We start from the raw sequence: 16,267 nt of genomic DNA on the forward strand, positions 1-16,267 counted from the left end.
CATTGCCTTAGACAGACAAAAAAGGCGCCGCGATTGTCGCGGCGCCGGGTTTAGGAGCATGTCGTCAAGCTCAGAAGTCTTCCCACTCCTGCGGCTTCAAGGCGGCATTGCCCCGGACGGGGAGAGAAGGTTGGCGCCCCCGCGCCGGCGCTTCCGATCGGGGGCGCTGCACCGGCGCCTGAACCGCACGCGCAGTCGACTGAGCAGTTCCCGTCTTGAACGTCGAGAGAAGATCGAACAACCGGCGGCTTTCCTGCGCCAGGGTCGCGCCGGCAGCGTTCATCTCCTCCACCATAGCGGCGTTCTGCTGGGTCGCCTGATCCATATGGTTCACGGCGGTGTTGACCTCGGTGAGACCAGAGGATTGTTCCTGCGCGGCCTGCGCGATCGCAGCCATGTGCTCGTTGATCTCTTCCACGAGCGTCGCGATCGAACCAAGTCCTTCGCCGGTGTCGTTCACGAGCTTAACGCCCTCGCTAACGGCCGTTTCGGAATTGTTGATCAGGCTCTTGATCTCCTTGGCGGCGTTCGCTGAACGCTGCGCGAGTTCACGCACTTCCTGCGCTACGACAGCGAAACCCTTGCCGGCCTCGCCGGCGCGGGCAGCTTCGACACCGGCATTCAGAGCCAGAAGATTGGTCTGGAATGCGATTTCGTCAATCACGCCGATGATCTGGCTAATTTGAGTCGAGGCGTGCTCGATGCGCTCCATGGCGGAGACAGCGTTACTGACCACGACGCCAGCCTGTTGGGCATGTTCACGAGCCGTGCCAACCAACGTCCTCGCCAAACCAGAGCGGGTTGAGGTCGCCTTGACGTTCTGGGTGATTTCCGCCAGCGCAGCGGCTGTTTCTTCGAGGGAAGCCGCCTGCTGCTCGGTGCGACGCGAAAGATTGTCGGACGCCTGGGAGATTTCGCCGGAGCCGGTTGTCACACCATGCCCCACGTCGCCGACAGCAAGCATAGCGGACCGCAACTGATTGACGGAGCGGTTGAAGTCGCGCCGCAACGGTTCGAATTGCGGGGCGAATTCCTGGCCGATTTCACACATAAGGTCACAATCGGCGAGGCGGCGAAGCGCCGTGGCAAATGAGTCCGTCGCTTGCGCGACGCGACGTTCGGCGTCCTCCTCGGCGCGGCGCTGCATATCCAGGCGCTCCGCTTCGGCGCGTTGGCGCATGCCGTCGGCATTGGCTTCCATTTCACGCTTGGCGATCGCAGAGTGCCGCATCACCTCGACCGCGCCGGCCATTTCACCCAACTCGTCCTTGCGGTCGGTGTCAGGCGCGGCGACATCGATCTTGCCTTCGGAAATGCCGAGCATGAAGGTGCTCAAACGTTTGATCGGAGCAGAAACGCCGCGATTGATCCACACCGCAAGCGCCACCATGATCACCACAGCGATGGCGATAATTGCGATGGTAAGCACGTTCGACGTTTCGAACGCGCTCTGAGCGGCCCCGGCGGAAGCGGCCGCGCCTGCATCATTCAGCTTGATCAACGCGCCGAGCGCCACGAAAGAGTCGACCAGCGGCTGCCGCGCGGGCGCGATAGCCGCTACAGCCTTTTCCTTGTCACCAGCAGACGCAGCCTCAATGATGCGTTTTTGGTAGTCGAGATAAGTGGCCCATTTCTGCTCGAAAGTGGACCAAAGCCCCCTTTCGTTATCGTTGAGCAACGCATCTCTCATAGCCGCGTAGGACTGAGGGATCGACGCGTCCATTTCGACGAACTCATCGTCAAGTCCCTTGATTTCCGCCGGATCCACGGCAATCGCTTTTCGGATTGTCGTTGTATGGTAGCGGAGCAACGTGAATTGGATGGCGTCGAGCTTGGCCACGCGAGGCATCCACACCTGTCGAGTGTCGGATGCGGCGGAATAGACCGTCGAAATCTGATTATAGCTGATTATGCCGATAGACATGACGATCGCCAAAGCGGCAGCCGCCATAATGAGCAAACGTGTCGAGATGCGTAAATGCATAGCGCCCTTCCCGGAACAGGCAAAACAGTTACTGACCTCCGAAAGGTAATGACTATCCGTCAATTTTTACTAAATAAACAACTGTTAAAGGCGACCAGATCTGATCAAGGCTGCGTCGTCGTCTCGCATGCGATTTCGGCGTCGAGCCACGCTTTGAAGGCCAGTAGACGGTCGCTCTCGCCGCGCTCCCGCCGGGTGACGAGCCAGTAGGACTGGTGGCCGGGAACCTCCACATCCATGATCGTCGTCAAAAGCCGTTGTTCCAGCTGTGGCGTGATCATGTGGCGATCGGCCACCGTCACGCCCATGCCGTTGACGGCCGCCTCTATGGCGAGATCGAGGAGATCGAATTCGAGGCCGCCGCGCGTGTCGACCTCCGCAAGCCCTGCCGCGTCCAGCCAGTGCCGCCAGGTGAGATAGCGCTGGTTGGACGAGGCCAACACATGCAGGAACGTGAAGCGGGAGAGATCGGCGCCGGTGATCGCGCTCGCCCCGTGCAGCAGTGACGGCGCGCAGACCGCCACATGACGTTCATTCATCAAATGGCTCACCTGCATCAGCGGCCATTCGCCATCGCCAAAGCGGATCGCGCAATCGAGCAGGCTGCGCTCGCCGAGATTGTCCTGAAGGTCGGTGCTGATGCTGATATCGACGTCGGGCATTGCGGCCCTGAGCGATGGCAATCGCGGCATAAGCCAGCGCCGCGCGAATGTCGGCGGCGCATTCAGCCGCAGCCTCGCGCCGCTGCTCTTTTCCATGATCGACCGAACGGTCAGCTCGACATTGTGCAGGGCGTCCTGAAGCGTGGCGTAGAGTTCCGCGCCCGATTCCGTCAGTTCGAGATCGTGGTGGCGGCGGATGAACAGCGCCTCGCCCAACTGTTCCTCGAGATTGCGCACCTGACGGCTGACCGCGCTCTGAGTCAGGTTCAGTCGTTCTGCGGCCCGGGTGAAGCTTCGCGTCTGGCCGACGACTTCGAAGATCTTCATGGCGGTCAGGGCAGGCAGTCGGCGCATTCCGGTCTCCAGCATGGGGTCGCGCGACGCTATCGTCCCGCGCCCCTCAAGTGAAGCCCTCAGCTTCTCCGCTTGAGAATATGATCGAGCGAAATCGGCTCGGCGACGCGCACCATGTTGCGCCCGGCCCGCTTGGCCTCGTAAAGCGCGAGATCGGCCTCGGCGATCATGTCCTCAAGCCCATTGACGCCGCCATGACTGACGGCGAGGCCGAAGCTTGCTGTCACGCGACCGCGTTGCAGTGGTTCTATAATAGTGCGCTCGAGGCTTCGACGCAGTCTCTCCGCCACGCCCTTGGCGTCCTTCAGCGAAGTTCGGGGCAGCAACACCAGAAACTCCTCGCCTCCCATGCGGGCGGCGACGTCATAAGGGCGGAGATTGTCGCGCAGCACTTGTCCCACGGCCACCAGAACATGATCGCCGATCTCCTGGCCGAAATCCTCGTTGACCGATTTGAAATGGTCGAGATCCATCAGCACGACGCTCAGCGTTTCGCGTCCGCGCTGGGCGCGCGCCAGTTCTTCCGCGCCGCGGTCAAGCATCGCGCGCCGGTTGACGAGGCCGGTCAACAGGTCGGAGGTTGCCTGGACCTTCAATTTCTTAAGGGTGATGTCGAGTTCGCCCACCAGGCGCGACACCGAATCCGACACCATGCCGATTTCATCGTCGCGCGCCGATTCGAGGCGCGGCAGGTAGCCTTCCAGACGAAACCGTCGCAACCCCTCGGCCAGCTCGCCCAGCGGACGCAAATGCCACCAGACCGCGATCATGCACAGGATAGAACCGAACACAGTGGCGAGCGTCGGCCAGATCAGCACATGCAGCGGCGGCAGGGTTCCCGCCTGCATCAGCATCACCGCCAATGGCATGTGAACGCCAAGAAGGCAGATGAACGAAATCTTTTGGACAACGGATGTCCTTATCCCGCGTGATACGGGCCTGTGGTTCGGAATCATTCCGAGCTCCCTCTGTTTCCAGGGCTCGATCAAATTAGTTTCAAGGCATGAACACGCCTCTAACGGAATAGATACAATTTGAACTGTGCGGGAGGCTTGCGTCACTCTCGAACAGGAAAACTTATATTTGGGATGAAATGAGTTTCGATTTTCCAATCGATTAAGCAGAAAGGCCTATCCAGGAGCAGATTGAATTTCCAGCGGCCAGCCTTTACACAAGCCGCAATTGCAGCGCTTTTGGCATCGAAAGGCAAGCTCATGGCCGCAGATCTCTTCCCCCTCGGCGAGGACAGGACAGACTATCGCAAGCTTTCGTCCGACCATGTGTCGACGGATATTTTCAAAGGTCAGGAGATCCTGACTGTCGCGGAGGAAGGCCTGCGATTGCTCGCCGAAGCCGCCTTCGCCGACATAAACCACCTGCTGCGCGCCGATCATCTCAAGCAGCTTGCGTCAATTCTTGACGATCCCGAAGCAACCTCCAATGACCGTTTCGTCGCCTATGATCTCTTGAAAAACGCCAATATAGCTGCTGGCGGCGTGCTGCCGATGTGCCAGGACACCGGCACGGCGATCATCATGGGCAAGAAGGGCCGCCGCGTCTGGACCGAAGGCGGCGATTACGAGGCCTTGGCGCATGGCGTCATGGACGCCTATCTCAAGAAGAACCTGCGCTATTCGCAGCTCGCGCCCATCTCGATGTTCGAGGAAAAGAACACCAAGAACAATCTTCCGGCCCAGATCGACATCTATGAAGAGGGCGTCGACGAATACGACTTCCTGTTCGTCGCCAAGGGCGGCGGCTCGGCCAACAAGACCTATCTGTATCAGGGCACGCCGTCGCTGCTCACACATGACCGGATGGTGGCCTTCCTCAAGGACAAGATCCTGTCGCTCGGCACGGCGGCCTGTCCCCCCTACCATCTCGCCATCGTCATCGGCGGGACATCGGCGGAGATGAACCTGAAGACGGTGAAGCTCGCCTCCACGCACTATCTCGACGAACTGCCGACAGAAGGTTCGGAAAGCGGCCACGCTTTCCGCGATCTTGAGATGGAAAAGGAAATTCACAAACTCACCCAGTCGCTTGGCGTCGGCGCGCAGTTCGGCGGCAAGTATTTCTGTCATGACGTGCGCGTCATCCGCCTGCCGCGTCACGGCGCGTCCCTGCCGATCGGGCTCGGCGTCAGCTGTTCCGCCGACCGCCAGGCCAAGGGCAAGATCACCAAGGACGGGATCTTTCTCGAAGCGCTGGAAACCGATCCGTCGAAATATCTGCCCGAGATCGAAGACAAGCATCTTGACGACGGCGTCGTCAAAATCGATCTCAATCGTCCGATGGCGGAGATCCTCGCTGAACTCAGCAAATATCCGATCAAGACGCGCCTGTCGCTGACCGGCCCGATCATCGTGGCGCGCGATCTCGCCCACGCCAAGATCCGCGCGCGGCTGGAAGCCGGCGAAGGCATGCCGGACTACTTCAAGAACCATCCGATCTATTACGCCGGTCCGGCCAAGACGCCGGAAGGCTACGCCTCGGGCTCTTTCGGCCCGACAACGGCGGGGCGCATGGATTCCTATGTGGACCAGTTCCAGTCCTTCGGCGGCTCGATGGTGATGCTCGCCAAGGGCAACCGTTCGCGCCAGGTGCGCGACGCCTGCGGCAAGCATCACGGCTTCTATCTCGGCTCGATCGGCGGCCCCGCCGCCCGCCTCGCCAAGGACTGTATCAAAAAAGTCGAGGTCGTCGAATATCCCGAGCTTGGCATGGAGGCGATCTGGAAAATCGAGGTCGAGGATTTCCCGGCCTTTATCGTCATCGACGACAAAGGCAACGACTTCTTCAAGGAACTCAATCTTGAATAGACGACGCTATAGTTGGGACATGAGATCGCCATTCCAATGAACTCCTCGCCCGGCGTTGTTTCGACGTCCGGGCGTTTTTCGTTCCAACGCGAGCGCTGGCGCTGACGTCGCGGAAAAATCAAAACATTCCGCAAGCAACCGCTTCGATGCGCGGAAGTGTTGAAGATCGTTAACACTTTCCAAATACTTCAAGAATATAAGTTCTTGGAAATAGACTGAGGAGTTCTCCATGACAGGTTCGCAGGGCAAGGTGCAGGTGCCGGATGTCGCCGCGCAGGTCACCTATGCGATGCGCCAGATGGGAGTATCGCCGATTCCTCGCAATTATGAACTGTTCTACGAAGCCTATATCGGCTCCAATCCGAAGCTGACCAAGGATCTGGCGGCGCTCGGAAACCGCGCTACGCAGGAAGAGATTGACGCGATCGGCGCGCAATATTTCGGCCGACACCAGGTCAACGCCGTCGATCACGCCCATCACAAGATCGTTCGCGAGCTCGAAGGCGTCGTGAACATGCTGCGCCAGGAGCAGTCGTCGCTGGAAAGCTACAACAAGCTGCTCGGCGAAACCTACCAGCGCATCAATTCCAAGAGCGCAGCCAGCACTGAATTGCTGACCAACGCCATTTCGCTGCTGACGGAAGCCACCGACACGACGATGACCCATGGCCAGGAAACCATGGTGGGCATGGCCACGAAATCGCGCGAGATGGAAGACATCCGCCGTGAGCTCGACGAATACAAGCGGATCGCCAACACGGATTCGCTCACGCGGCTGTTCAACCGCCGCGCCTTCGACGAAAAGCTCGCGTCGATCTTCGACAACCAGTTCGGCCGCGCGACCACTTCGCTGGTGATTGGCGACATCGATCACTTCAAGAATATCAACGACAACTTCGGTCACCCCGTCGGCGACAAGATCCTGGCGACCGTCGCCAATGTCATCCGGTCCAGCGTTCGCAAGGACGTCTTCGTTGCCCGCACCGGCGGCGAGGAATTCGCGATCATCCTCGAAAGCGCGTCTCAAGAAGAGGCGAGCGCCGTATCCGAGCGGATCCGACGCGCGCTCGAGTCGACGCCGTTCAAAAACTCCAAGACCGGCGTCAATTACGGCCCCGTCACCCTGTCTCTCGGACTGTGCCTGGCGGCGGAAGCCGAAAGCCCGCAAGAGCTTTACCAAAAGGCCGACGTCGCCCTTTATTGCGCCAAGAGCAATGGCCGCAACAAGGTGATGGTGTACGAGGACGGGATGAAAAAAGAACTGTCGAAGAGCTGGCTGCTCTACAAGAAGTAGTCGGCGCGCGAAGCGCGCCGCTGCGGCTCAGCCGTCATTGCTGGCGTCAAGTTGTTCGGGGCGAAGTCCATGCTCCGCCCGCGACTTGGCCATCTCGGCCAGCGCTTTCAGGCATGCCTCGAATCCGGTAAGATCCGTGTAAAGCGCATCGGGCGCGGCCTTGTGGACGGCGATGTGGCCGCCGCGCCTGATGACGCCGCCATGCATCATCAGATTGTCGATCATGTCGAAATCCTCGAGCGACAGCCCATCCGGCCCGCGCTTGTGGCCGTCTTCGCCAATGTGGATCTCGCCATTGTAATAGGCTTTCGTCCGCTCGAAATGGTTCTCGACCACATTGGTGTAGGCAGTGACCATCTTGCCCTGCGCGCACATATAACCGAGCTCGAAACAGGTGCCGACATCGGCGGCGATGCCGCGGAACGGCGTGAGATTGGCGATGATGGCGTCGGCTGCGTCCATCATCTCCTCGTCGACCCGGCTGATCGCCAGACCGAATTCGTAAAGCGTCGGCTGCGGGGGAATGTCGAGATCGCCGGGGCAGATCGCCGTGAAGCCGTATTGCGCGCAGAGCGCGGTCTTCTTCGCCATCACCTCGCGGGCGTTGGGCAGGAACACTTCCGGACCGGCGGTATAGATCTTCAGCGACATGGTAAACTCCTTCACTTGCAGGCGGCTACTCCAGAAGCGCGCCCGATGGCGATCAGTTCCGGGCGATATTCGAAATGCATCGTGTCGTAGTGATACCAGCGCCCGCCCCAGATGAAACCGTGACGTTCGAAAATTTCGACGATCTCCATGGGATATTTGTTTTTGTAAACAGGCACGCGGCCCGGCTTGCCGCCCGACCAGAGCCAGTAATCGGCGAATTTGGTGTTGAGATCGATCGCAGCGCCGAAACTGTGAACCGAGAGATTGGCTTGGCCAGACACTTTGCGCCAGTTGAAGACCCCGGCGGACGGCGCGAGATAGGTGCGTAAATTCGACCGCGCCGACAATTCATCCCGCACCTTGGCGAGCGCCTTGTCGACGCCATTGACGGAAGTGACCTGCAGCGTTTCGCCGAACCAGTCGACCGGCGACAAATGCGCGCGCACGACTTTGGCGCTGTCGCCATAGAGCGCCTTCATCAGGGGTTCGGAACGGATGCGCCCGGGATCGGAATTGACGACAGGCTTGGGATCGCATGGACCGGCTTCATAGAGCTGCTTGAGACTGTCCTCGACATCGCCTTCGGCGAGCATGGCGTCATGGTCGCGGCGGACGCCGTCGTCGATCGCAATCACATCGCCGTTGCGCAAGCTTAGCGCATTGCCGCTCCAGCCGGAGATCGTCTCGGGATAGGCCGCGACCAACAGGTCGAGCTTCTCAGCAAGTGTCAGGGCATGGGCCTGCGTGGCGGCAAGCATCGCCGCCACGCAGGGAACTATGCCAATCTTATTCGACATTGATCTTCAGATAGACGCCGTCGTCGCCCTCCATGACCCTCACATTGATCATGACGTCGCCATTCAACAGCAGGCGGCGCGCTTCGCGGGTGATGGTTCCCGAGCGAACCATGCGTTCGGCGGCGGCGCGATTATCGACAGACGAAAAGTAGCTGTCGCTCTCGTCGCCGGGCTGGCGCACGCGATATTTATGGAAATTGGCCCGGTCCTGACGGATGATCTGCCAGGGTTCGCGCAAGCGCTCGCCATTGGAATTGTAAAGATCGTCCTCGCCGATATAGGCATTGTATTCGTCGAGCACATCGTCGGCCCGCGCCGAGATGGACATCGACACAAGCGTCGCAATGGCGACACTCGACAGGATCAACAATTTCTTCATGGGCCTCTCCATCACACATCATCAGACTATAGCGCAGCCATGTTCTGGCGTCGCTTGTCAGGACGGCTTTACGGCCAACTTTATTCGGGACGATCGCGCCTGACGAAAAAATCACCACATGGTCTTGGCGGCCCGGCCCGGCCAGTCGCGATCATAGGCGTCGCCGTCAAAACCCTGTTTGATGGTCTGCATCATCTGGCCGACCGTCGGCAGGCTCTTGGGGTCGAGATGCTTCTCCGCATTCCAGAGATCGGCGCGCAGTACGGCGCGGGCGCATTGGGTGTAGACGTCCTCGATCGTGATGACGATCACCGAGCGCGGATGCTTGCCGTCCATCGTAAAGCGGGTCGTCATCGCCTCGTCGATCACCACGCGGGCCTTGCCGTTGAGACGCATCGTGGTGTTGGAGCCGGGGATCAGGAACATCAGCCCGACGCGCGGATCTCGGACGATGTTGGACAGCGAATCGACCCGGTTGTTGCCGCGCCAGTCCGGCATCAGCACCGTGCGCTCATCCTCGACAAACACGACCTGGCCGGCATCGCCGCGCGGCGAGCAATCCAGCCCTTCCGGCCCAGCAGTCGCCAGCGCCACGAAGGGCGAGGCCTCAATCATGCGACGGTATTCCGGCGTCAACCTGTCGATCACCTTGATGATCGATGCTTCTCCGGGCTGCCCGTAAAGCGCGTTCAACTCCTCCACCGTCTGCACCGTCTTCATCACCGTCTCCTGTTTCTGCAGGACCAGACCATAGTCCGACTTGATGACAGATCGGCGAGATTTATGACGCTTCGGCGACAAAAGATTTGATGTGTTCAATCGCTTCAGGTGAACTGACGATGCGGCGATGGCCCCAGCCGTTCAACCATTCGAGCCGGACATGCGGCCCGGCCGTGGCATATTTGCGCGCCGCAGCCGCCGGCACTTCCTTGTCGTCTTCGGCATGCAGCACAAGAACCGGCAGTTCAGGATGAACCGCAAGCATGGTTTCGGCGGAAAAGGCCTGGATGGGTCGTCCCGCCAACCGTTCCACGGCGTCATCAAGGCCCTGGCGCACGCGAGCCGAGAAGCCAAGCGTATCGGAAAAGCCTTCGAACACGTCCTTCGCCGCCACTGGCGAGCCGATGGTGACAAGGCGACGTGGCGTACGACGGCGGATCAGATCATCCGGACCCGCCGCCACCATCGCCGAACAATAGCCGCCAAAGGAATGGCCGATCATTGCATGAAAGTCGCCATAGCGATCCCAGGCAGCGTTGATCGCCTCCATCGCCATGAGCACATTGAGCACTCGCCCGCTGGAACGGCCATGGCCGGGCAGATCAAGGCCGACAGTCTCGAACCCCGCTTCCCGCAATCCGGTAATCAGCGCCTGCAGATAGTCGATGCGCGAACCCCAGCCATGGGCGATCAGCACACGCTGGCCATTGGCCGGACCGATCGGCGCAAAGACATGCGCGGCGACGCGAGCGCGGCTGGTTTCCAGCATGTCGAGCCGGGCCTCGGCCATGCGCGGCTGGGCGGCGGCAAACAGCGCCTTCTCCTTGGCTGTGCTCGGACCGGGCTTGGCCGTGCGGCAGAACAGCCAGAACGCCAGATCGCCGCCCAGGCGGGGAGAAACCACGCCAGCGAGATTGATCAGTTGCCCCAAGGCCTTGACGCTATATGATGACATGCCGCACCTTGAATGTTCAGTCATGAACTATAAAGTACAACAATGAACAAAAAGCAAGCCCAACCCTGGGATCATCCCCGTTTTCGCACCTGGATCGCCGTGGCCCGCGCCTGCCAGCTGATGCAATTGACGCTGGCCCGCAACATCGCCCATCTCGACATCAAGCCGCCGCATCTCGACATCATGCTCAATCTCTACAGGCGCGAGGGTATTTCCCAGCAGGAACTGGCGCGCAAGCTGCTGGTCGGCCGCTCCAATATGTCAATGCTCTTGCCGCAACTGGAAAAGCGCGGCCTGATCGAGCGGCGCGGCGACAGCCAGGACAAACGCGTGCTCCGGCTCTTTCTCACCGACGAAGGAAAATCCATCACCGAACAGGCGATGGACATCCAGACCAGCCTTATCGACATCGTCATGGCCGGCGCGTCGGAAGAGCGATGCAACGACGTTGCCGATCACATGGAAAGCATTGTCGCCACCCTTCTGGCCCAAGATGCGAAGGATGGGACTGAAGACCATTAGCCGAGATGCGGCGAAGACCGCGCCACAGCCCAGGCGAAAGCCAGCCCCGCGACTGTTATAACGGCGCCAACCGCGCTCATGCCGTCAGGGGCGGCCGAGGCAAGACAAACACGTCGCCTGCGCCTCGACCATGATTTCGAACATGGCCCGGGCATGCGGATCGTCAGAGAATGTGAAAGTCCGAAAGCGTCACATCGCTGGACTTGACGTCGAGCAGTGTGATCCTGCCGCCATCGAATTCAATGAGCGTATTGTCGCCCTTGCCTGTTATGAAGATGCCTTTCTTGGATTCCACGCCGAGATAGTCCTGTTTTTGTCCGCCTCCCACGGCGTCGAAATCCGTGACGGTATCTGCGCCGTCGCCATCGAAAATTCCAAATGTGTCGGATCCCGCGCCGCCCGTCAGACGGTCATTGCCGACCTGTCCCTCGAGATAATTGTTGTGCTTGTCTCCGGTGATCTTGTCGCCATATTCCGATCCGTAGATCTCCTCGAAACTGTCGAAGACGCTTGTCCCGGCGCCATCCAACTGCTGGAAGCTGACGCTCCCCTTGGCGAGCGAAACGGTGACGCCTTTCGCAGCATAGTAGAAGTCGAGCATGTCGCTGCCGTTTCCGCCGTGAAGCGTGTCCTTCCCGGGCGCCATCACGACGATATCGTCGCCGGAGTCGCCATAAATCGTATCAGCGCCCTTATAGCCATTGATCACGTCGTTGCCGCCTCCGGCATAGATCGTATCGTCGCCTTCCTGGCTGAATATCTCTTCGTTTCGGTTCGTGCCTGTCACGCGGTCGGCAAAAGCGGAGCCCCAGAGCCCCTCGACGCTGGTGAAGCGGACCTGCGCCTTGGCGCCATCCGTCACAAAACTGGCCGCTCCGCTGCCGAGATCGACGGTGACGCCTTTGTCGGCGAAATAGAAATCAAGATAGTCTACGCCCAGGCCGCCATTGGCAGTGTCCGTTCCGGCGCTAAGCACGAATGTGTCGTCGCCGTTTCCACCAACCAAAAAATCGCTCCCGAGACCGCCGAGCAACACGTCATCACCGTCGTCGCCGTAGATCTTGTCGTTGCCCTTGAGGCCCCAGAGCGTATCGTCTCCGGCCAATCCCCTGATGACGTCACCCTTGTTCGTGCCTTCAAGCGTGTTGTCGCCGATATCGCCCTTTTTGGTCGCCATGCCGAAGCCCTCTCCCGATCTTGAAGCAGCACGACATTAACGCGATCGGAAGGGATTTGGAAACCATGTTGGCATGGTTCGGCAAGCAAAGATTTTTGTCTCAGCGATCCCGGCTCAAGCCCTTTTCGGCAAGCTCTGCCTCATAGGCGGCGAAAAGATCGCCTCCCGTCTCGCCAAGCTCGCGCAGATACCGCCAGGTAAAGATACCGCTGTCATGCATATCGTCGAACCCGATGCGAACGGCGTAATTGCCCTGAGGCGAGACCGAGAGAATCATCACATTGCGCTTGCCGGGCACGGTCACCTTCTGGCCCGGCCCGTGGCCCTGCACTTCCGCTGATGGCGAGAGAACGCGCAGCATCTCGGCCGGCAGGGCAAAGCGAGCGCCGTCGTCAAAGGCGACGCTCAGCGTCTTGCGATCGGGGGAAATGCGGAGTTCGGTCGGCCAATGTTCGGTCATGCGTCACCTCTTAGCCGTTCAATAGGACAAGCCATGTCGCAGGGGCAAGACATTTCACCTTTAAATCGGTTATGCTGGCCCTATATGAAACTTGACGCAAAGACCGAAAATCCGATGATGGGCTTCGGAGGAGCAAGCGCATGAACATCATACCCGGTCCGTTGGCGCGAGACGCGGCGCAAGCGCCGATGATCGACCCTTTCGGTCGCATGGTCAGTTATCTCCGCGTATCGGTTACCGACCGCTGCGATTTCCGCTGCACCTATTGCATGGCGGAGAAGATGGTGTTCCTGCCCAAGAAGGATCTGCTGACGCTCGAAGAGCTGGAACGCCTCTGTTCCGCCTTCATCGAAAAGGGCGTCAGAAAGCTGCGGCTCACAGGCGGCGAGCCGCTGGTGCGTCACAACATCATGCATCTGATCCGCGCGCTCGGCCGCAAGGTCGATGAGGGCAGCCTGGAAGAACTGACGCTCACCACCAACGGCTCGCAACTGTCTCGTTTCGCAAGCGAACTGGCCGATAACGGTGTGCGGCGCATCAATGTCTCCATCGACACGCTCGACCCGGACAAATTCCGCCAGATCACCCGCACCGGCGATCTCGCCAAAGTGCTCGAAGGCGTCGACGCCGCCCAAAAGGCTGGCCTGAAGATCAAGATCAACGCCGTCGCGCTCAAGGAGTTCAACGATCGCGAACTGCCGGAGATCATGCGCTGGGCGCATGGTCGCGGCATGGACATGACGGTGATCGAGACCATGCCAATGGGCGAAATCGAGGAAGACCGCACCGACCGTTACCTGCCGCTCTCCGAGCTGCGCGCCGATCTCGAAAGCCGCTTCACGTTGAAGGACATCCCCTTCCGCACCGGCGGCCCCGCGCGCTATGTGACGGTCGAGGAAACTGGCGGCCGGCTGGGCTTCATCACCCCGATGACGCATAATTTCTGCGAGAGCTGCAATCGCGTGCGTCTCACCTGCACCGGAACACTCTATATGTGCCTCGGACAGGAGGACGCCGCTGATCTCCGCGCCGTGCTCCGGGCCAGCGACGACGACGCGGTTCTCTCCGCCGCAATCGACGAGGCCATCCGCCGCAAGCCCCGCGGCCACGATTTCATCATCGACAGGACGCATAACCGCCCCGCCGTGTCGCGTCATATGAGCGTCACCGGCGGCTGACATGTCCAAAACCACCCTCGTCGCCGTCTCTGCTCTCGCCGTCCTGATGGCCGCTCAGACGGCGCGGGCCGATGAGGCGCGGGAAATCCGGGCGGCGTTCGCCTGGGCCAAGCCGGTGCTGGGATCGAGCTGCGATTTCGCCTCGGCCGAAGGCGTCGACGATTTCGGCGGCAGCCGCGTCTACGACATCCGCTATCGCTACAAGGGACAGGACCAGGACGAACAGGATCAGGTCTTCCGACTGATCCAGCTGTTCTGCATGTCCGGAGCCTACAATGTCAGTTTCGTTTTCCTGGCCGCGGGGATGGAGGCGGGCGACTACAAGCTCCTGTCGTTTGCCGAGCCGAAGGCGGATTATGACTATACCGACGAGTCCTTCACCAAACTCGCCGCCCCGCCCCGGGTGTCGGGCTTTGTCTCGCGCGGCGAATTGGTCAATGCAGACTTCGACCCGAAAACAGGCGTTCTTTCGTCCGACGCCAAATGGCGCGGCCTCGGCGATGCCTGGTCACACGGCGAATGGCGCTTCATTGAAGGCGAATTCGTTTTGGCCCGCTTTGAGATCGATCCGATTTACGATCTCAACCGCGACGACGCGCAACAGCCGGACCCGGATCCTCAACCGGAAAGCTATGTGATCTACCAGCCGCAAGAGCCATGATCCGACCTGCGCTGACAAAGCCTACTTTTTTACCTGACGTTACGTTAACCCTATACTTTAGCGAAAATTTGAACCATCGCGAGTAGGACTGTCCCAACTAACGAGGGGATTGCGATGATGGATCTCGCGGCGGATGCTGGCAGTCTGTTCATACGCCGATTGATTCTGCCGCTCTGCGCGCTGGTGGCGAGCTTGATCGTTCTGGCGTTCGTCGGCCTGCTGTGGATCGCGGACTATCAAACCCAGGTGGCCGTCAGGCACCAATCCCGCCTGGCGCGCCACGCGCTGGAAGTTCAGGCGGAGCGTCTGGGGCCGAGCGCCTCCGACTACGGCTATTGGGACGACGCCGTACTGAATATCGTCGACAAACCGGATCCTGCCTGGATGCGCGCCCAGATCGGCGCAGGCCCCGAGCAGACCCTTGGTCTCGACTTCTCCTTCGTCATCGATCCCAACGGAAAGACGATCTACTCCTATGTCAAGGGCAGTCGACAAAACAACGGCGACATCGTCCAGCTGCCGCACGCCTTCCGTCTCGCCTACCGCGCCTGGCTCAAAGACCCGTCAAAGACCTTCGCCGCCGTCGTGCCCTATCAGAGCCAAGCCGTCACCATCGCGGTCGCGCCGGTCCTTTCCGTGACGGACGCCAAGCGCCCTCCGACCGGTTACGCCATCGTCTTCGTCGACCGCTTCGACGACACCGCTCTCGATCGCCTGGAACAGAGTTTCGACCTCGCGAAATTGCGGCTCTCCAATGTCGCCGAAGAAGCGCCGCATCCCCAATCGGCAGTGGAAATTCGCGGCAATGCCGGCGATGGTCAGAAGACCTATCTGATCTGGAACCCGTCGCGACCCGGCGACGAGATGCTGCGGATCGTCATGCCGTTTTTCCTGCTGTTGGTCATCGCCCTCGCGATACTTGGCCTGTTGCTGGCGCGGTTTATCATCAATTCCAGCCGGTTGATCTCGGATCGCGAACAGCGCGCCGGATTGGACAGCCTGACCGGTCTTGCCAATCGCGCCCGGCTCAACACGGATCTTGAGGATGCCGTCGGCCGCGTCTCGCGCGGCTTCAGCGGCGTCACCGTAATGTATATCGATCTTGATGGGTTCAAGCAGGTCAATGACCGGTACGGGCATGCGGGCGGCGACGAATTGCTGCAGGAAGTGGCGCGGCGGCTCAAGGATTGCCTGCGGACAAATGATCTCGTGGCCCGCCTCGGCGGCGACGAATTCGTCGTACTAATGACAGGTTGGATCGAGCGCAGCTATATCCAGGCCATCGCGACGCGGATCCTTCTGTCGGTTGGCAAACCCATACCGCTGTCGTCGGGCGACGACGCCACTATCGGCTGCTCGATCGGCATCGCCGACTCCTGGGAGCCGGGCGTCACGGCGCAGGATCTTTTGAAAGCCGCGGACGCCGCGCTTTACGAAGCCAAGGCGGCGGGCAAAAACACGCTGCGTTTCCATCACAGCTCCGCCTCCTCGCCCAAGGGGCATTTCGACGATCGCCCGGCCATCGCGGTCTGATACATAACCATACAATAGGTCTGGCCTCCCCGCTCCTTTCCGTCTAGACGGCAAGCGACCCCGCGCCGTGAAGGCGGCGGGGACCGTCGAGACGCCTTGAGCACATCCAAAGGGCGTT

The 16,267-nt window shown here is 60.2% G+C and carries 16 protein-coding genes; 6 read left to right on the top strand and 10 right to left on the bottom strand.

Features of this window, described 5'->3' with window-relative positions; genetic code table 11:
• Window positions 1–70: 70 nt before the first annotated feature.
• Genes M2360_RS12890 through M2360_RS12900 form a run of 3 tightly spaced genes read right to left on the bottom strand, consistent with a single transcriptional unit; the run spans window position 71 to window position 3,869 of the window.
• Window positions 71–2,047, bottom strand: coding sequence for a HAMP domain-containing methyl-accepting chemotaxis protein (locus tag M2360_RS12890; RefSeq protein ID WP_280775548.1), 1,977 nt, complete (start codon window positions 2,045–2,047; stop codon window positions 71–73).
• Window positions 2,048–2,088: 41 nt separating this feature from the next.
• Complete coding sequence (locus M2360_RS12895) at window positions 2,089–3,000, bottom strand: LysR substrate-binding domain-containing protein (RefSeq protein ID WP_280775549.1); 912 nt, start codon at window positions 2,998–3,000, stop codon at window positions 2,089–2,091.
• Window positions 3,001–3,059: 59 nt separating this feature from the next.
• On the bottom strand, window positions 3,060–3,869 hold the full coding sequence (locus M2360_RS12900) for a GGDEF domain-containing protein (RefSeq protein WP_280775550.1): 810 nt from the start codon (window positions 3,867–3,869) through the stop codon (window positions 3,060–3,062).
• 345 nt (window positions 3,870–4,214) lie between these two features.
• On the opposite strand from M2360_RS12900, the gene M2360_RS12905 reads away from it, so the two are divergent.
• Both M2360_RS12905 and M2360_RS12910 read left to right on the top strand, forming a co-directional pair.
• Entirely contained in the window at window positions 4,215–5,822 is a 1,608-nt protein-coding gene (locus tag M2360_RS12905) for a fumarate hydratase (RefSeq protein WP_280775551.1), read from the top strand.
• A 229-nt stretch (window positions 5,823–6,051) separates the two neighbouring features.
• Window positions 6,052–7,116, top strand: coding sequence for a GGDEF domain-containing protein (locus tag M2360_RS12910; protein ID WP_280775552.1), 1,065 nt, complete (start codon window positions 6,052–6,054; stop codon window positions 7,114–7,116).
• A 27-nt stretch (window positions 7,117–7,143) separates the two neighbouring features.
• Here M2360_RS12910 and M2360_RS12915 read toward each other — a convergent pair whose 3' ends face one another.
• From M2360_RS12915 to M2360_RS12935, 5 genes are all read right to left on the bottom strand, one after another.
• On the bottom strand, window positions 7,144–7,767 hold the full coding sequence (locus tag M2360_RS12915) for a nucleoside 2-deoxyribosyltransferase (protein ID WP_280775553.1): 624 nt from the start codon (window positions 7,765–7,767) through the stop codon (window positions 7,144–7,146).
• Window positions 7,768–7,778: 11 nt separating this feature from the next.
• Entirely contained in the window at window positions 7,779–8,564 is a 786-nt protein-coding gene (locus M2360_RS12920; protein WP_280775554.1) for a M15 family metallopeptidase, read from the bottom strand.
• Window positions 8,554–8,943: a hypothetical protein gene (locus M2360_RS12925; RefSeq protein WP_280775555.1), complete on the bottom strand. Its 390-nt coding sequence runs from the start codon at window positions 8,941–8,943 to the stop codon at window positions 8,554–8,556. The genes M2360_RS12920 and M2360_RS12925 overlap by 11 nt, the downstream gene beginning before the upstream one ends.
• Window positions 8,944–9,054: 111 nt before the next feature.
• Window positions 9,055–9,663 carry a pyridoxamine 5'-phosphate oxidase family protein gene (locus tag M2360_RS12930; protein WP_280775556.1) on the bottom strand — a complete coding sequence of 203 codons (609 nt, stop codon included), beginning with the start codon at window positions 9,661–9,663 and terminating at the stop codon, window positions 9,055–9,057.
• 61 nt (window positions 9,664–9,724) lie between these two features.
• Window positions 9,725–10,618: an alpha/beta fold hydrolase gene (locus M2360_RS12935; protein ID WP_280775557.1), complete on the bottom strand. Its 894-nt coding sequence runs from the start codon at window positions 10,616–10,618 to the stop codon at window positions 9,725–9,727.
• A 42-nt stretch (window positions 10,619–10,660) separates the two neighbouring features.
• Here M2360_RS12935 and M2360_RS12940 point away from each other — a divergent pair, with 42 nt between their 5' ends.
• Window positions 10,661–11,140: a MarR family transcriptional regulator gene (locus tag M2360_RS12940; protein WP_280775558.1), complete on the top strand. Its 480-nt coding sequence runs from the start codon at window positions 10,661–10,663 to the stop codon at window positions 11,138–11,140.
• A 163-nt stretch (window positions 11,141–11,303) separates the two neighbouring features.
• Here M2360_RS12940 and M2360_RS12945 read toward each other — a convergent pair whose 3' ends face one another.
• Both M2360_RS12945 and M2360_RS12950 read right to left on the bottom strand, forming a co-directional pair.
• Entirely contained in the window at window positions 11,304–12,317 is a 1,014-nt protein-coding gene (locus tag M2360_RS12945) for a calcium-binding protein (protein ID WP_280775559.1), read from the bottom strand.
• Window positions 12,318–12,417: 100 nt separating this feature from the next.
• Complete coding sequence (locus M2360_RS12950) at window positions 12,418–12,777, bottom strand: DUF971 domain-containing protein (RefSeq protein ID WP_280775560.1); 360 nt, start codon at window positions 12,775–12,777, stop codon at window positions 12,418–12,420.
• A 140-nt stretch (window positions 12,778–12,917) separates the two neighbouring features.
• On the opposite strand from M2360_RS12950, the gene moaA reads away from it, so the two are divergent.
• The 3 genes from moaA to M2360_RS12965 all read left to right on the top strand — a co-directional run bounded on the left by moaA (window position 12,918) and on the right by M2360_RS12965 (window position 16,149).
• A complete protein-coding gene (gene moaA, locus M2360_RS12955; protein WP_280775561.1) occupies window positions 12,918–13,955 on the top strand; it encodes a GTP 3',8-cyclase MoaA in 1,038 nt (345 codons plus the stop codon).
• A 1-nt stretch (window position 13,956) separates the two neighbouring features.
• Window positions 13,957–14,616, top strand: coding sequence for a DUF1176 domain-containing protein (locus M2360_RS12960; protein ID WP_280775562.1), 660 nt, complete (start codon window positions 13,957–13,959; stop codon window positions 14,614–14,616).
• Window positions 14,617–14,730: 114 nt separating this feature from the next.
• On the top strand, window positions 14,731–16,149 hold the full coding sequence (locus M2360_RS12965; RefSeq protein ID WP_280775563.1) for a diguanylate cyclase: 1,419 nt from the start codon (window positions 14,731–14,733) through the stop codon (window positions 16,147–16,149).
• Window positions 16,150–16,267: the final 118 nt, after the last annotated feature.

Source organism: Rhizobium sp. SG_E_25_P2, assembly GCF_029892285.1.
In the GTDB taxonomy this organism is placed as follows: domain Bacteria; phylum Pseudomonadota; class Alphaproteobacteria; order Rhizobiales; family Rhizobiaceae; genus Rhizobium_E.

What these genes read in the sequence shown, in the direction of transcription:
- M2360_RS12900 (WP_280775550.1), bottom strand. Translation starts at nt 3,869, where the DNA reads ATGCCATTGGCGGTGATGCTGATGCAGGCGGGAACCCTGCCGCCGCTG.
- M2360_RS12950 (WP_280775560.1), bottom strand. Translation starts at nt 12,777, where the DNA reads ATGACCGAACATTGGCCGACCGAACTCCGCATTTCCCCCGATCGCAAG.
- M2360_RS12935 (WP_280775557.1), bottom strand. Translation starts at nt 10,618, where the DNA reads ATGTCATCATATAGCGTCAAGGCCTTGGGGCAACTGATCAATCTCGCT.
- M2360_RS12910 (WP_280775552.1), top strand. Translation starts at nt 6,052, where the DNA reads ATGACAGGTTCGCAGGGCAAGGTGCAGGTGCCGGATGTCGCCGCGCAG.
- M2360_RS12905 (WP_280775551.1), top strand. Translation starts at nt 4,215, where the DNA reads ATGGCCGCAGATCTCTTCCCCCTCGGCGAGGACAGGACAGACTATCGC.
- M2360_RS12930 (WP_280775556.1), bottom strand. Translation starts at nt 9,663, where the DNA reads ATGAAGACGGTGCAGACGGTGGAGGAGTTGAACGCGCTTTACGGGCAG.
- M2360_RS12895 (WP_280775549.1), bottom strand. Translation starts at nt 3,000, where the DNA reads ATGCGCCGACTGCCTGCCCTGACCGCCATGAAGATCTTCGAAGTCGTC.
- M2360_RS12940 (WP_280775558.1), top strand. Translation starts at nt 10,661, where the DNA reads ATGAACAAAAAGCAAGCCCAACCCTGGGATCATCCCCGTTTTCGCACC.
- M2360_RS12915 (WP_280775553.1), bottom strand. Translation starts at nt 7,767, where the DNA reads ATGTCGCTGAAGATCTATACCGCCGGTCCGGAAGTGTTCCTGCCCAAC.
- M2360_RS12945 (WP_280775559.1), bottom strand. Translation starts at nt 12,317, where the DNA reads ATGGCGACCAAAAAGGGCGATATCGGCGACAACACGCTTGAAGGCACG.
- M2360_RS12925 (WP_280775555.1), bottom strand. Translation starts at nt 8,943, where the DNA reads ATGAAGAAATTGTTGATCCTGTCGAGTGTCGCCATTGCGACGCTTGTG.
- M2360_RS12965 (WP_280775563.1), top strand. Translation starts at nt 14,731, where the DNA reads ATGATGGATCTCGCGGCGGATGCTGGCAGTCTGTTCATACGCCGATTG.
- M2360_RS12960 (WP_280775562.1), top strand. Translation starts at nt 13,957, where the DNA reads ATGTCCAAAACCACCCTCGTCGCCGTCTCTGCTCTCGCCGTCCTGATG.
- M2360_RS12920 (WP_280775554.1), bottom strand. Translation starts at nt 8,564, where the DNA reads ATGTCGAATAAGATTGGCATAGTTCCCTGCGTGGCGGCGATGCTTGCC.
- moaA (WP_280775561.1), top strand. Translation starts at nt 12,918, where the DNA reads ATGAACATCATACCCGGTCCGTTGGCGCGAGACGCGGCGCAAGCGCCG.